The 15,467-nt window shown below is 62.6% G+C and carries 10 protein-coding genes; 8 read left to right on the top strand and 2 right to left on the bottom strand.

What is annotated here, in order from left to right:
* The first annotated feature begins 168 nt into the window (after positions 1-168).
* From ACZZZB_RS12160 to ACZZZB_RS12150, 3 genes are all read left to right on the top strand, one after another.
* Complete coding sequence (locus ACZZZB_RS12160; RefSeq protein WP_463529797.1) at positions 169-1,455, top strand: RES family NAD+ phosphorylase; 1,287 nt, start codon at positions 169-171, stop codon at positions 1,453-1,455.
* A 393-nt stretch (positions 1,456-1,848) separates the two neighbouring features.
* Positions 1,849-2,730 (top strand): hypothetical protein, encoded by an 882-nt coding sequence (locus ACZZZB_RS12155; protein ID WP_463529796.1) that lies wholly within the window; start codon positions 1,849-1,851, stop codon positions 2,728-2,730.
* A 465-nt stretch (positions 2,731-3,195) separates the two neighbouring features.
* Positions 3,196-3,573 carry a hypothetical protein gene (locus tag ACZZZB_RS12150; RefSeq protein ID WP_463529795.1) on the top strand — a complete coding sequence of 126 codons (378 nt, stop codon included), beginning with the start codon at positions 3,196-3,198 and terminating at the stop codon, positions 3,571-3,573.
* A gap of 1,349 nt (positions 3,574-4,922) precedes the next feature.
* Here ACZZZB_RS12150 and ACZZZB_RS12145 read toward each other — a convergent pair.
* Entirely contained in the window at positions 4,923-5,624 is a 702-nt protein-coding gene (locus tag ACZZZB_RS12145) for a hypothetical protein (protein WP_463529794.1), read from the bottom strand.
* A 216-nt stretch (positions 5,625-5,840) separates the two neighbouring features.
* Here ACZZZB_RS12145 and ACZZZB_RS12140 point away from each other — a divergent pair, with 216 nt between their 5' ends.
* From ACZZZB_RS12140 to ACZZZB_RS12130, 3 genes are all read left to right on the top strand, one after another.
* Positions 5,841-6,281, top strand: coding sequence for a hypothetical protein (locus tag ACZZZB_RS12140; protein WP_463529793.1), 441 nt, complete (start codon positions 5,841-5,843; stop codon positions 6,279-6,281).
* A gap of 347 nt (positions 6,282-6,628) precedes the next feature.
* On the top strand, positions 6,629-7,459 hold the full coding sequence (locus ACZZZB_RS12135) for a phosphatase PAP2 family protein (protein WP_463529792.1): 831 nt from the start codon (positions 6,629-6,631) through the stop codon (positions 7,457-7,459).
* Positions 7,460-7,532: 73 nt separating this feature from the next.
* Positions 7,533-8,993: a peptidoglycan D,D-transpeptidase FtsI family protein gene (locus ACZZZB_RS12130; RefSeq protein ID WP_463529791.1), complete on the top strand. Its 1,461-nt coding sequence runs from the start codon at positions 7,533-7,535 to the stop codon at positions 8,991-8,993.
* Positions 8,994-9,121: 128 nt separating this feature from the next.
* Here ACZZZB_RS12130 and ACZZZB_RS12125 read toward each other — a convergent pair whose 3' ends face one another.
* The gene (locus tag ACZZZB_RS12125) at positions 9,122-10,267 is read right to left on the bottom strand and encodes an MFS transporter (protein ID WP_463529790.1); all 1,146 of its coding nucleotides are present in this window, start codon (positions 10,265-10,267) and stop codon (positions 9,122-9,124) included.
* A 107-nt stretch (positions 10,268-10,374) separates the two neighbouring features.
* Here ACZZZB_RS12125 and ACZZZB_RS12120 point away from each other — a divergent pair, with 107 nt between their 5' ends.
* Together ACZZZB_RS12120 and ACZZZB_RS12115 are read left to right on the top strand one after the other, a co-directional pair.
* The gene (locus tag ACZZZB_RS12120; protein WP_463529789.1) at positions 10,375-11,049 is read left to right on the top strand and encodes a FadR/GntR family transcriptional regulator; all 675 of its coding nucleotides are present in this window, start codon (positions 10,375-10,377) and stop codon (positions 11,047-11,049) included.
* 440 nt (positions 11,050-11,489) lie between these two features.
* The gene (locus ACZZZB_RS12115) at positions 11,490-15,002 is read left to right on the top strand and encodes an efflux RND transporter permease subunit (protein ID WP_463529788.1); all 3,513 of its coding nucleotides are present in this window, start codon (positions 11,490-11,492) and stop codon (positions 15,000-15,002) included.
* Positions 15,003-15,467: the final 465 nt, after the last annotated feature.

Below are 15,467 nucleotides of genomic sequence, written 5' to 3'. Positions count from 1 at the left end.
CGAAGAGCAACCGAGTCGCACCGGCGGCCGACACACTGGTCGTCGCTTGGAGCCGTGCGAAACCATAGAGTCATCAGACGAGCCCGACCAGACTGGCAGCTACTTAAAAGCAATCGTTTCGGACCCTCCCGCGTGGTTGGATCAACCATGGGCCACGCGAGTGAATACATGACCGAAGCCGGCGAACGAGGCTGGAACGATGTAGCCGGGACGATCTGCCTTGACCACATCCTTGATTCGATCGTCGCCAAAGCTGCAGGAACCCCCACATCCGAGGTTTGCACATTCTGTGATCGCGTTTCCGACGGCGAGCTGTTCGCCGTCGAGCTTCAAGCGATTATGCCGACGTTCATGGGCGCGTTCTGGAACTACAACGGTCCAATCGAGACGGCGACCTACCTCGGTGGCGAAAGCATCGGTGTCAGCGACACCCTGGACGCCGTCAATGAACTCGCGGATGGCGTTTTTGAGGACGACGACGTCCTCGTTCAGGTGGTGGAGCTGATCGCCGAGGCGATCGGATCCTCGGAGGTCAACCGGTGGGGTACACGGATGGATACCGATTACCTGACGTTCGAGTGGGAGCGTTTCGCCCATATCGCCAAGCACATTTCGCGCTTCCTCGTGCCGGACACCAACTCTGGTCGATCCCCGATGGCAGATGCCCGCGGCTTTCTCGACGATCTGCTCATCTACGTTGATGGACCCCACAACCTGGTCACCAATACGCGCCCCGGCTCCACCTTCTTCCGCGGGAGACTCGTCGAAGACGCCACCGGGGACGTGCCGACATCGGCGAACGAGCTGGGACCGGCTCCGGGGGAAAAGGCGACGGCAAACCGTATGTCTGCCGCGGGAATCGCTATGTTCTACGGGTCGGAGGACGTAGAAACCGCGATCGCGGAGATCGCAGGCCACGGCCTTGAGCCGTTGGCGTCCGTGGGTGCTTTCGTAGCCAACATCCAACTGAGGATCCTGGACCTCACGGTGGTCCGTTCGCAGCCGTCGCCATTTGACCTCGATCGGCTCCAGGACGCCGTCATGTTGTCGTTTCTGGACGAGTTCGCGAGGGAGATGACGCGCCCGATCATCCCGGATGGACGACAACACGTCGACTATGCACCGACACAAGTGCTTACAGAGTTCTTTCGGTGGGCGCCGCGAACAGCACTGGACGGAATCGCGCTGCGCAGCTCCCAAACGGGTAAAAAGACGTTCGTTCTGTTCGTTGACGCCGAGCGGATCGACTCGACTGGATCGCCCTGGGTTGCGCCTCCGCCGCTGCCATTTTTCCAGGACGAAGGCGCGGACCCGGCGATGGCGGGCCCGATCCTGACGATGGATGATGCGCGGACAGCGTTGTACACGATCAACCGAACAGTGCGGCCGAAGGCTGTCGGGTTTCGGGCCGGTGGGTCGTGGCTTATGACGCCGAGCTCAATTCAGTCCATCTGACTTCGCGCATCATAAGTATCGGCATGCTTACCGGTCACGTCGCACATACATGGGTCGCAAGTTCACCTCGTCGATGAATGCCGCCACGTGAAGCAATGCCGACGCGATGCAGAGGATCTGATCCAAGCACTCCCCAAGGACGAGTGCAATAACTGTGCCCCCCCCCCCCCGGGCCACCCCCTGGCCGGGAAGGGATTCCGATCCATGCCTTGGCCCGGAGCCAAAGACGATCTCGCACTCCCCCCCCCCCCCCTCAGATCGGCCTGGATGTGCGCCTAGGTTGCCGTCGACCCTGCACAGCTTTGTTACTGAAGCTTAATCTGATGAGCGTAGCAACTGCATATATGTTTGAAGTTCAGGCGCGACGATGCGCGCCCGGGAAAGGAATAATGCATGTCGCGGATGAAACAAGGAATCGGTTTCGGAGTTGCTGTCGCGTTGACAGCGTCGCTCGCGCTGGGTGGCGGAGGGGCCGCGGTGGCACAGCCGGGAGGTGCGGCATCTTCTCCGGAAGCTGCCGCATTGGAGTCGTTGGGTGTCCTGCAGAACGCCGGAAGCCAACGCTCTGACGCGCTCTCAGGTAGCTACCTGGATGCAGATCACGGTCTCCTAATTCCGTCGGACGCTGAGCAGCCGCTTCAGGTGGCCCCCGAAGACGCAAACGCGCCGGTACAGGATGCGTCCGGCCTGCTGGTTTACAACGAGGACGACTCGTTCTCCTACGCCCTGAGCGACGAGAGCCTCGGAGTCGCGGCAGGCTACTCAATCCTGTTCGACGAGAACGCCCCGACAGAGTTCCGCTACAGCATGACCCTCGGCGACTTCGAGGCCACGTTGAAACTCACCGAGGGCGGCGGAGTGAACGTGCTCGCGGCTGACGGGTCGACGGCGAACATCGTTCTCCCGCCATGGGCTTTCGACGCGAATGGGGCAGCAGTCCCAACCAGCTACAGTATCGATGGCAACGTCCTCATTCAGCACGTTGAGCACGCGGTTGCAGCCTACCCAGTTGTGGCTGACCCGACTTTCGGCTGCGATGCGATCTGGTGCACTGCTCTTCTTACCCGCGGTGAGAACGCAAAGGTTGCCGACAACGCGATCAACGCCAGCCTCCTGTGCAGTTTCACTGGCCCCTTCGCTCCAATCTGCGGAGCGATGATCGGCCTCATCTGGGCCAAGGCAAATGAGGCCCGCAATATTAGGAAGTGCGCCGGGATCCGGTGGTGGAGAATCAACGGAGCGTTCATGCATCCCGTGATCGAATCGTGCCGGTAATCAGGATCGGAGATTGTCGTGGCCTCTTGGCAGACTGAACTCAAGCTAGCCGTCCGCCGCGGCCCCTTCGCCTACATCTACTGGGGCGTTGTGGCGTGTGGACTCATCGTGGTCGTAGGTTCGTTCTGGACATCGGACCAGTTCCGTTCGATTTCGGGACCGATCGTCTTCGGAGTCGTTCTGGTCCTGCTGGCCGCTCGGTACTGGATCGCAGTGAGGCGCAGCAAGCGGCCCGAGCAGAGGAGCGGATCTCAGCAGGACCAGGTGTGATCGTGGCGTGAGGGTCTTCGCCTTCGCTGGCCCTCGATCCTGACGTCCTCGCGGACTCTGCCGTAGCGGCGCCGTCACCAGACGTCGCTACGGCCTCCACAGAACTGCAGTGCCTTGGGGTCCGTAAGTTCCACTACGGTGCGGCAGCGGCCTTCCCAGTTGTCGCAGCCTGCTAGCCCGAGAACGGAGAATCCGATGAACACACAGGACACACCGTCCACGGGGACGTCTGCCGGCGCAATCGGCATCGTCCTCGCTGGCATGACCCTTGCCGTCGGGATCTCCGCGGCGATTTCTTCTGGAGCTGCCCCTCCGGCCTGGTTCGTTGGCAGCTCCTTTGTCGCTATCACCGTTGTCTTCGCTCCCGGTCTCATCAAGCCAGGTCCCGCTCGATGGCGCAGGGCCGTCGACACAGGCACGACTCGCCTGCTGCTCGGCGCTGGTCTCGTAATCGCCGCTATCGCCCTCTCGTCCGCACTGATCGGACTGCCTCCGATGGCCACGATGGCAATCGCGGCAGTAATGGCCGGCTACACCATCGGGACATTTCTGACCCTCATCAAACGGACGTAGCGGCAAGAGCCTTGCAGCGAGCACATCGGGCGCAGCATGTGGGGTGCATGCCCGAGTGCTGCGCCCGACGCGTGTCTGTGATTGGACCTCAAACACAGCTTGGCGATGCGCCGTCGCACGATAGTTGCTCGTGCGAGAGATAGTCCTCATGGTGATAAGCCGCATATCCAGTCCCTTCTTTGCGGCCGCTGCACCGTTCTCACTGCTCCTGCTCCTGGTGTTGCAGAGCCTCACAGAGAGCCGCCCGCTCATTGAGTCAGGGTGGATTCTCTTGGTAGTCCTCGCAGTCAAGACCCGCACGACCGACAGTCCGCTGCCGCATGGGCGTGCCGACGACGAGGCGGCACTCCCACGCGCAATCAGCAGGCTGCGTAGCCGTTGGGCACGTACCTTTTGGTGACGTTGTTATTGATGGCGGCACCAGGCTGGATCGTCCGACATGCTGTCGTGGAGCCACTCTGCAAGCCGGCGATCTTGAACTTGCCGTTGATCGGGTAACTGCACTTGTTGCGCAGCGTCTGCGTGTACGTGCCCCCCCCCCCCCCCCACCCGAGCGTCGCTGTAGGCGTATCAGGACGCCGGGGCTGCAGACAGCTGTCCGGCATTCGCGGGACCTGCGATACCGGCCATACCAACCACAACAGCTCCCAAGGACGGCGAGACGAGCGAAACCAACCTTGATCCTCATATGTCTATCCCTTGTTCGATGGCGATTAGCGCCGCGAACAAGATAGATGGGGCGACATTTTGGCATCCAGACACCACGTGAGTAAGTGAGAAAGTGAGTGACAGCGGTAATGGGCGACGAAGAAATTTCGCAGCGAGCGCTGTACCTCGAGGCAGCCAGACGAATTGAGGATGAGGTACTCCGTTCGAACTACTGCGACAACGAACGCCTGCCCTCTGCTCTCGATGTTGCATCGAGTTTGCAGATCAATCAGGCCGCGGCGGCGCGTGCGCTTCAGAGTCTCTGCGAAACCTATGTGGCGTTCCGCCGGCGCGGGCTCGGCCACTTCGTCGTTCCAGGAGCCTTAGACCAACTACACGAGGCCAGAGCGCGACAGTTCGTCCGCGAGTTCGTTCGTCCTCTGCTCGCTGAAGCTCGCCTTCTCGCCCTCATCTGCACACTCGGCGATGAAGCTCCGAGCAGACCGGCTCCAGACGCTGATCTCAGCGTCCAACATCGTCCGGCCTGCGTTGCCCTCAGACACGTCGACGAAGCCACCGCATCCATGGTCGAACCTTGCAGCAGAAGAAAGCCACGCACCAACCCGCCTTCTTAGAAAACCGAGACATCAGCTACCTCTACCACCAGGGTTGATGCGCTTTGTAACGCAAATCAGTGTTTCTTAGGCCCGGGGTTCTCGCGGGGCACGGTACGCCCAGGCGGCCTGTATGGACCGCAGTTGACGGGCCGAAAGGCCGTCGAGAGATGCGAAGCCGTGTGCCGGGAAATTGTGGTCGACCTCGTGCAAGCGAGGCGTGTCGTCTATGTAGCTCGCTGCGCCTGCTTCAACCAGATCGTGTTGCGAGAGCCTCACCTCGGGCTCGTTGTCATGCCACGATCCCAAGACGATGTCCTCGCTTGCAACGAAGTGGAACAAATTGATGATCGACTCAATCGGAACCTCGAGGAGCCGCGTTCGTTTTGTGCGATCTGATCCGACCAGCACCCCAGTGAGGTTTCGATCGTCGTCGAAAGCGAGCATGAGCACGAATGAGTGGATGAATTCGTTCACAAGTGAGCGAACGTCGAGCTCGCTACGCTGCCCTGACTCGAGGTCATAATGGTCCCACGACTGCCAACGATCGAATGCGCGGGGCTCATCGCCTGTCAGTGGACGCACCTTCACCTCGTAACGGCGCGCTTCAAGTCGACTCGAGGTCTTGGAAGACTCAATCAGCCGACGGATCGCGTAGAAACCGACCATGAGGTCTTTCTCGACGAGAAAGAAGGTGCGCTCGTGCCAGCGTCGCTGTGCAAGGCGACTTTCGAGCCGCGAGCCAGTTCGCGCGAGATCTTCGCGCCATGGGCCGGAGTCGTTGATCATGAACCAAGTTCATCAGCATTTGATGCATCCGGTCTTCTCGAACGCCCTTTGACTGAGGATGCGATCGACAATGCGAGCTCGGCGTGCGCGGCCGATGGCGGGCTGTGCGGTGCCGCCCGGTGAGTGCCCTCCCCGATTCTGGCGACGCGCATTTGAAAGAATCGCTTGACACGGTAGACCGTCGAGAGGAGTGGGGTAGCCATGTTGGTATGGAGCGTGCAGAACACCATCGTTCTGGATCGCCTGCTTGAGGGGCACGTCCACCGCGTCCCCTGGGCGCAAGTCGCTACCGCCGACAAGAAGCCCTTCGAGGCCATGGCGGACGCGATGCGGGCTGCGGGGAGCGAGTTCGACACGGCGCCAATCTGGGCCTGGCGAGATGAGAGCTCGAACGCATCGATGGCAGAGGTGTGTCAGTTGCTGCTCAGCGAACGCGACCGCGAGGCCAACATCGTCATCCTCAGGCTTCGGGTTCCAGCCCGGCTCGCTCACCTCTCGAGCTACTCCAGATGGCAGGACTTCTATCTCGGCGGCGACGGCGCCCAGACATGGTCGGAGCTGGCCGACGCGGGCGACGATGCATTGCAAGTCACCCTGCCTCACCTTGAACCTAGCTGGCTCGTCGAGTCCCTCCCGGTACCGCCACCGTTGTACTGACGATATCCCCGACGGCGACATCTAGCCGCACCGTTGGCGGCAGGAGGGCATGTGGCGCTGTCGCCGGAGCCTCCTCCTAAGTGCGCCGCATGTCGACCTATCTCAGATGCTTACCATCTCAACGGGTTACAGTCGGTGGCGATCGAGAAGCTGTGGGAAGAGGAGGTGCATCGTGAGAGGTGAGAGTCGGCGAGTCGCATCGGGTGGCTGTCGTTCGTCTGGCGAAAGCCGCGCGCGAGGACCCTTCTGTTCACCCGTGTCGAGGCCTGCGAGAGGTCGTTGGAGGCCTCGCGCGACGGAAACGGGTCGTCCTCTCGGGCGGTCGCTGATGTTTACGGTGAGCCGACGTGACTGAAGCATCCGCGCTGAGTATGCGAAGCATGGGCAGGCGCCGCGATGTCGATGCTCGACGTCGCTCGGGCCTGATGGCGATTGTCGCCGCAGGGCTGGCCGTGGCGATCTATCACCTTGGTGGATCGAGTGTGCGAGGGCGGGCGTTCGAGGCGCGTGCGCTAGAGGCTGCTCAATTCTCTACGGATCCGGGTTTCCCACTCGCGCTGGTGAGCGTGCCTGCATTGCTCGTGGCAGCGAGCGGCCTGGGCCTATGCGCGCTTGTTCGCGGGCGGGTTGCGGACGCGCTTCGTGTGCTGAGCGCGATTGCACTCGCGAACCTCCTTGGACAGGGGCTGAAGGGTGTCCTCTCGCATCCGCTTGCATCTGAGTTGCCCCACGCGTCCGGTACGTTCCCGAGCGGGCATGCAATCGCAATCAGCTCCATCGTGGCGGGAGTCCTGCTGACCCTTCCCGCGGCCTTGAGCGTCTTGGTGGCTATCCCTGGGGTCGTGATTCTCAGTATGAGCGCCACGCATCTACTCCACTTTGGATGGCATCGAGGCAGCGACGTGCTCGGCGGAATCGCTATCGTCTTGTGCGTCTTCGGCTGCGTGTACCTGTTCGGCCCACAAGCCGCCACCGCCACTCGCCGACGCCCGATGCTGCTGCTCAGTCGACTCTTGCGCGTCTTCGCGTTCGCTTGCGGCGTCATCGGCGGGCTGCAACTCATCATCCATGCACTCGACGGTGGAGGCGAAAGTGCCCTTGGCGCGTTGACGCTGATGTCCGTGTCCTTCGCGACCATGGCCGTCGCCTGCATCATGTCCATTCGTGCCGATCGCTGAGCGGCCGGAGAGCACCGTCCCAGAGACGACCCCTCAGCCCGTCGGCTGGGAGCGAGGGAAATGAGGAGGCTGCATGGAAAGAGAAACCCGAATCGTCGCGGCAGCGACGACCGTGATGTTCGCGGCGATGTTCGCTTCGGCATCGTATATTCAGGTCATCCAAGCCGACGAGCTCGCTGCTTCATCGTTCAATACCCGGACGGTGCTGCACGACCTCGACAAACCGCGCGGACGACTATTGGTTGGCGGTAGGCCCATCGCGGAGTCCGTTCCGAGTGGTGACTCGTACGGGTACCTCAGGACCTACCCAGAAGGTGCGATGTACGCACCCGTGACCGGGTACTCCACTGTGCTGCCGAGTTCCACCGGCCTTGAACGTGCGCTCGGGACTGAGCTCACCGGCTCCGGTTCCGCACTCCAGTTCCGCCGGTTGCAACGAATGTTCAGTGGCGCGCCTGACGCAACAAGCGATATCGCTCTGACGTTGCATCCCGGTGTACAGCAGGCCGCCTATGACGCGCTGACCATTCGCGGTCTCACCGGATCTGTTGTGGCGCTCGAACCGTCCACAGGTCGCGTCCTTGCGATGGTCTCAACGCCGTCATTCGACCCGAATGATCTCGCAGGACACGACCCCGAGCAGGTCCAGTCGGCCTACTCCGAGCTTGAGAGTTCCCCCGCGGGCCCCCTCCACAATCGTGCGATTGCTGGCTCCCTGAACCCCCCGGGATCGGTGTTCAAACTCGTCACCGTCGCTGCCGCCCTCGAGAGCGGCGCCTTCGGGCCAGACAGCTTGTTCGACAACCCCGCGCGCATACCCCTTCCTGGCACCGACCAGTTTGTGCGCAACACCACGGGCCGCAGTTGTGGACCAGGTGATGCCGTCACCCTCCAACGGGCAGTTGCGGACTCGTGCAACATCCCCTTCGTGCAGCTCGGCGCGGCTTTGGGAGAGCCGGCGCTGGTGAGTATGGCGAACGGCTTCGGTTTTGCCCAACCGCTCGATATCCCCCTCACAGTCACTCCGAGCACACTCCGATCGGGGATGAGCGAAGCGCAGCTCGCGCTGTCGGCGTTCGGCCAGGACGATGTCCGTGTGACGCCGATGCAGATCGCGATGGTCGCTGCCACTGTCGCCAACGGTGGGACATTGATGAAGCCCACGCTCGTCGACAGCATCATCAACCCGCACGATGGAAGCTCGGAATCCTTCGCCCCGGAAGCCCTCGCCCAGCCCATCAGCGCGGCCACAAGCGAGATCATGACGCGAATGATGCAACTCGGCGTTGAATCTGGAGCTGCCGCCAACGCCGCCATCGCCGGCGTCGATGTTGCCGGGAAGACCGGAACGGCCGAGAACGGTGAAGACGATCCCTTCACGTTGTGGTTCACCGGCTTCGCCCCGGCACAGAGTCCACGCATCGCGGTCGCAGTCGTCATCGAGGACGGTGGCGGTCTTGGTCAGCGCGGCTCGGGTAGTGAAATCGCCGCGCCCATCGCAGCGGAAGTGCTCGCATCCCTGACCCAGGGATGATGCATGATCGACCCGAGAACCGTCTGTCGACGCTTCTCGGGTCGATCATGCGCCCGTTTCGCCACAGCAGACGCGTGGGGCCGGTAGGCGCCGAAGACGATCCAGGCACCTACCCGCGGTCGAGAGCTTCAGCTCTCGACGCTGGTTGATGCTCTCTTCGTGAATGCCAAGCCCAGCACGAGCTGCAGCATGGCGAACAGTAGGAGCACACCCATCGGCAGCGCCCATCCGCCAGTCAACGTCCCCAGGAGTCCGAAGAGCGTCGAGCCCACCGCTGCTACCAGGTATCCGACTGACTGCGCGAGCGCTGATACCGCGGTCACTTCCGCGGCGGTGGTGCCGCTACGGCTGATGGTGGCCAAAATCAGCGGGAACGAGCACAGACCCACTCCGACCAACGTGACCCACACCACAGTCCCCGAGGCCGGCGCGACCAACAGGCCGGTGAAGCCGGCAATCATTGACACCGAAACCACCAGGAACGCCAGACGCGTCCGCTCGGGAGTTGAAGTGAGCGCGAGGACGATGAACGTCGTCGGAATGCCGACGCCTTGCATCACCGCGAGCAGCAAACCCGACGAAACCGCGCTGACACCCGAGTCACCAAGCAACGACGGAAGCCACCCGATCATGACGTAGCAGTTCAGTGCCTGCACTGCGAAATAGCCCGTGATCAAGCGCCCAAAGCGCGTTCTGGCGACATCACGCAGCTTCACCGCAGCGTCACTCGCCGTTGCCGCTCCCGTTCCCCGTGCCGCGACGAACGGAATCCATGCAATCGCCGCGACGATCGCCGGCAAAGCCCACGTTGCCAGCCCGAGCGACGAGGATCCCAGGAGCGTCGCCAGAGGCACGCTCGATGCCGCAGCGATTGTCGCTCCCGCCGCCATCATCGTGGTGTAGATGCTGGTCATGAACGACACTCGGCCGGGGAAATGCTGCCGGATGAAAGCCGGCAATGCGACATTGCACACAGCCAGCCCCAACATACCGACCGCAGTGCCCAGCACGAGCGACCAGCTCACCGGCACTCCGCGCAGAGCCAGCCCAACGCCCAAGGTGACCAGAGCCAAGCACAACGTTCGCCCCAGACCGAGACGCGCAACGAAACGGGCAGTACAGACACCTCCCACCGCGAAAGCCAGAAGCGGCAGAGCAGTCACGGACGACACCACGACTGGATCGAGCGCCAGGTCTTTGGACAACGAGTCAAGCAAAGCTGAGGCACTGCTGATGGACGCCCGCAGGTTGAGGGCGAGCAGGACGACGGCCAAGCCCGCGACAAGCGCAGGTTGACGATTCTGGGATGACTTGCAGAACAACATAATGAGCAAAATGGTATAACATCATACCAATTCTGGCAACCGGTTAGACTGCGCGTATGGAACTACAGTCGACGAGCCGGCCCGCCGTCACGACGGAGATCATTGGGCAGCTGCAGCGCATGATTCATGACGGCGTGTGGCCGGTAGGGTCCCGTATTCCGACGGAGCGGGTCCTCGGCGAGGAGTTGGGCGTCGGACGAGGGACGGTGCGGGAGGCAATCGGCGCTCTCGCGTATGCGGGTGTCCTGGAGGTGCGCCGAGGAGATGGGACCTACGTCGCGTCACTCAGTGAACTAACCGGCTCGGTGCGCCGCTTGCGGGAGACATCCACGGGGATGGGCAGTCTCCTTGAGGTTCGGGGGGCCCTGGATGTACTCGCCGCACGGCTGGCCGCAGCCCGTCACTCTGAGTCCGACCTGGAGGAACTGCGATCGGCGACCGCGGCACGAGATGCTGCATCGGCGGATGTCGCCTCCTGGGTAGACGCCGATTGGCGCTTCCATCTCCTCGTTGCACACGCGTCGCGCAACCCGCTGCTTGTCGAGCTGTATCGATCGCTCGAAACGACGATCCGAGACGAGATGATCGCCTCTTGGGGAGAGGACGGTTTCTCGCCTGCTTCACCCATCGGCCACGCAGACCTCGTTGAGGCCATTGCTGATGGCGACGGGGAACGTGCCGGCCGGCTTGCGCAGAGCAACCTCGACGAGACATCCCGCTGGGCAGGATGATCGCGACAAGGACCCATCGCGCAAGCGAAATATGCTCGCGGTCGCGGGAACCATGGCTGGGGCTGGCAGGTTGCGATCATTCCTGCCAACGAGCGTGAGCTGAAACCGACCCCTTTCGTTGCGGGGTGCCACTTGAGGAGCGCGATCCAGTGCGGCAACGCTGGCCTGCTCTCCGACGGTCCGACAGTGATGCGAGCACCTCGCCCGCACGCAGTCTTCTCGCTCGAGGTCGTGATGGAGCTGACGGGATTCCACTGCGTAACGATCCTCGATTGCTTCTCGCCGAACTCCTGCGCCCTGCCGCTGTTGTGGTCCCGCAGTCGAGTCCATCTCATTCGACAGTATGATTTGATGCTGAGATTTTAGCTGTAACGTCATGGGACGTATGAATCACTGGGTCCAGAGCCTGGTGAGCTGTCCCGTGTGTTTGGAGCGCCCTGATGACCATGTTGACCCGCTTGAGCTTGCACAATCGCCTGATTGTGGGGCTGATTACCGTGGCAATTCTTGGGTTTGGGGTGTTCGTCGCGGGAACGTTGAAGCAGGAGCTGTGGCCGTCGACGACCCCTCCTGGAGCCTATGTGTCGATCGATTATCCGGGGGCATCGCCAGCATCGGTGGAGAAGGATGCCACTGCGCCGTTGGAGCAGGCAATCAGCGCGGTCTCGGGCGTATCGAAGGTTGAGTCCATCTCTCAGGACGGCGCCGCCTACATCATCGTGAACTGGGATTTCGGGAAGGATGTGTCCCGGATTGAGGCCGAGATTCGCGCGGCAGTTACTGGAGTGAAGTCGTCGCTCCCGGCAACCGCGACTGCGGAAGTGTTCGCGGGCGCTCGAGATGCGCATGCCGCGATGGAGCTCACGATCGGGGCGTCGAAAGATCCTGGGGAGCTGGCTGAGCGAGTGTCCACGGTGGTGTTGCCGGCGTTGAAAGCGGTTCCTGGGGTGGCGGATGCGAAGGTAGCCGGGCAGGACGCCGCTGAACTCTCCGTCGCGATTCTGCCAGCTGAGTTGCACGCGCGAGGACTGACCGCGGAAGCGGTGTCCACGGCGATTCGGGAAAGCGGGCAGAGCGTAGCGGCCGGGACGAGCACTGATGGCGCCGACCACCTCTCCATTCAGGTCAAGAGCGGCGCGATCGATACTTTGGAGGGTCTGCGCGCGCTGCCGTTGCAGCACAAAGAGGGCCCATCCCCTCTGTCGGCTGTCGCTGATGTACAGTCCATTCGAGCCGACCGGACAACGATCGCCCGCGCCAATGGCATGCCGTCGCTGAACGTGTCGATCACGAAGGACGCCTCGGGGAACCTCGTTCAGATTTCCCATGCGGTCCGGGCATTGTTCCCTGAGCTCGAGAGCGCACTGGGATCATCGGCGTCGATCACCGCGGTCGCCGACCAGGCACCAGAGATCGAGCATTCCGTTGCCGACCTGGCAGTCGAGGGCGGGCTGGGGTTGTTGTTCGCAGTGATCGTGATTCTGGTGTTCCTGGCATCGCTGCGGTCGACGTTGATTGCAGCGGTGTCCATCCCGCTCTCGCTACTGATCACGTTGATTGTGTTGTGGCTAATGGACGCCACGCTGAACGTGTTCAGCCTCGCCGCCCTGACGGTGGCGGTGGGGCGCGTCGTGGACGACTCAATCGTGGTGATCGAGAACATCGTTCGTCGAGGCAGGCAGACGCCAATGACGGTGCCTGCGTTGATCGAGTCGGTGCGTCAGGTCGCTGGCGCGGTGATCGCGTCGACGTTGACGACAGTCGCCGTGTTCTTGCCGATCGCCTTCGTGCCTGGAGCGACCGGCGAGCTGTTCCGGCCCTTCGCTGCAACAGTGTCGATCGCGTTGCTGGCGTCGCTGGTAGTGTCGCTGACCATTGTGCCGGTGTTCGCCTACTGGTTCCTCCGCCGTGGCTCGAGCCAGAGCGATGCAGTCGTTCAGGAGGATCTCGAGTCAGCGGACAACGATGAGGCTGAGCGGCGTCCGTCTCGGTTGGAGCGTTGGTATCTGCCGGTACTTGACCACGCGTTGCGGCGCCCGATCGCTGCCGGCCTCGTAGCGGTCCTCGTGTTCGGTGGCACGGTCGCGGCGATCCCGCTCCTGAAGCAAGACTTCCTCGGCGACACTGCGGCCAAGGACCGGGTTGACATCTTCCAAGAGCTGGAAAGCGGCGCGAGCCTTGGCCAGACCGACGTTGCGGCTCAGCAGGTTGAACACGTCCTCTCCGCACATAAGAGCGTCGAGAGCTACCTCACCACGGTCGGAGCCGCGGATGCACCAAACACGGCATACTTCACCGTCCAACTCCGGGAGGGCTCCGACCGGGGAAGCGTCGAAAAAGACATCCGGTCTGCGGTGAAAAAGTTGACCGACGTCGGTCGAGTGAACGTCGGCAATGGTGGCGGCGCCGGTGGGGGCGGGGGCGATCTTGGAGCCGAACAGGCCAGCTTCATGATCGATCTGCAAGGCAACGATGCTGGTTCGCTCGCGGTGGCGAGTGCGGCGGTGACGAAAATGATTGGCGACATCAATGGGCTGGTGGATCCGTGGAGCGATCTGGCCAATGAATCGCCCATGCTTGCGGTGAACGTTGACCGGACTGCGGCCGCGAGATACGGCTTCACCGTCGAACAGATCGGTGCTGCCGTATCAACCGCGTTGCGTGGCACTGAGGCGGGCACCATCGTCCTCGACGGGAAAGAGCATCGGATCCTGTTGCACGGCACCTCTGTGGGCAGCACTCCGGCCGATATCGCGGCAATGCCGCTCCCAATCAGCGCGACCCAACAAGAGGCCGCGGTCAAAGCCGCCACGGATGCCATCCAGGCGGAAATGGACGAACGCGCACAAGTGGCCAAGAACGAAGCTGCCGCAGCGCAGACGAAAGCACGAAAGGAAGCACGCACTGCTCGGGCCGAGGCGATCGCTCAACTCCAAGAAGCGCAAGCGCAACTGGATGCATACCTCGCCTCGCCAGGAGACAACGCTTCATCGTCGGTCCCGGATACGAACGGGCAAGCAGGACCGCTTGACGAGTTGCGTTCTGCGGTTGAAGCGGCGCAGGCTGCGGTCGCCGGGGCGAATGAGCAGCTGAGCCTGATGGATAAGCAGGATGCCGAAGCAGTCGCGCAGGAAGCTCAGGCGGTGAAGGACAAGCAGGCACAGGATGCGATCTCGACGCTGCAGGCCGCACCAATCCCGATCAGCGCGGTCGCAGATGTCGTACGCGAGAACGCACCGGCACAGATTCGTCGAGTTGACGGCATCCGAACGGTCACCATCAGTGCGGGTATCGCCGACGCCGAGCTCTCGACGGTCAAAGCCGCAGTGCGTGACCGACTCCAGAGCCTCGATCTGCCAAGCGGTGTGACGCCGGTGCTCGGCGGTGTCGCTCAGGAACAGGAGGAGTCGTTCGATTCCCTCGGAGCAGCCATGCTCGTGGCGCTGTTGCTCGTGTTCATCATCCTGGTCGCCATGTTCCGCAGCCTCACCCAAACGTTGATGCTGCTGGTGTCGGTGCCGTTCGCTGCCACTGGCGCCGTGGGCGGGCTGCTCATCACTGGGACCGCACTCGGGACGCCGGCGCTGATCGGGTTGCTGATGCTGATCGGCATCGTCGTCACCAATGCGATTGTGCTCCTCGACCTGGTGAATTCATCCCGAAGGAATGGAATGAGTATTCGCGATGCGGTGCGTCATGGAGCTCGGCTTCGTCTGCGACCGATCATCATGACCGCGTGCGCGACCGTCGGCGCGTTGGTCCCCATGGCTCTCGGATTGACCGGTGGAGGCGCATTCATCTCCCAGTCGCTCGCGATTGTTGTGATCGGCGGACTGGCCTCCTCCACCCTGCTCACGCTGGTGCTGGTCCCTGTCCTCTACACCTGCATCGAACGAGGCAAGGAGCGCCGACACCTCAACCGCACAGGATCCGAAGTCACACCAGCCGGTTGAGAAGCCAGCCACTGCCGATCGACCCAGCACGCGGGGGCTGGTCTCCACAGGACTGCTGCCCGCTCACGCGTGCTGGGTCGCCCGAGGCTCACCAAAGGGGATAGCCAGCCGGATGGCGGGTCGGCTTCGCCGCGAGCCTCCGCTGAATCCTGACGAGACGGACGGTGGTGGGGGCGCCGTGCCTGCAAGACGAGCCCGGCCAGCCGGTGATCGAGTCAGAGTGCCGCCGCTGAGGGTGTCTGCCCTGTTTACGATGTCGTGGCGCCATTTCCCTGCCTGGGAAGGATGGCATGGCAGCAGGACGCGTTTGCCCTCATGCCGTGGTCGCCCGTTGTGCCGCCCCGAGATCGCTGAACTGGGAACAGCTGGGCACGGACATCGACTGTTCGGGGGCGGAGCGTCTTCCGTGACAATCAGCTGCCTAACGTCAGCGAGACCGAAGTGGCGCACTGCGACGAGGGGCCC

Source organism: Plantibacter sp. AC185 (assembly GCF_979258065.1).
Note: the sequence above shows the minus strand (reverse complement) of the source record. Positions and strands in the feature narration are given on the sequence as shown.

Excerpts from the sequence above, each read along its gene's own strand:
- ACZZZB_RS12150 (WP_463529795.1), top strand. The coding sequence starts at position 3,196 with ATGAACACACAGGACACACCGTCCACGGGGACGTCTGCCGGCGCAATC.
- ACZZZB_RS12120 (WP_463529789.1), top strand. The coding sequence starts at position 10,375 with ATGGAACTACAGTCGACGAGCCGGCCCGCCGTCACGACGGAGATCATT.
- ACZZZB_RS12115 (WP_463529788.1), top strand. The coding sequence starts at position 11,490 with ATGACCATGTTGACCCGCTTGAGCTTGCACAATCGCCTGATTGTGGGG.
- ACZZZB_RS12130 (WP_463529791.1), top strand. The coding sequence starts at position 7,533 with ATGGAAAGAGAAACCCGAATCGTCGCGGCAGCGACGACCGTGATGTTC.
- ACZZZB_RS12145 (WP_463529794.1), bottom strand. The coding sequence starts at position 5,624 with ATGATCAACGACTCCGGCCCATGGCGCGAAGATCTCGCGCGAACTGGC.
- ACZZZB_RS12160 (WP_463529797.1), top strand. The coding sequence starts at position 169 with ATGACCGAAGCCGGCGAACGAGGCTGGAACGATGTAGCCGGGACGATC.
- ACZZZB_RS12155 (WP_463529796.1), top strand. The coding sequence starts at position 1,849 with ATGTCGCGGATGAAACAAGGAATCGGTTTCGGAGTTGCTGTCGCGTTG.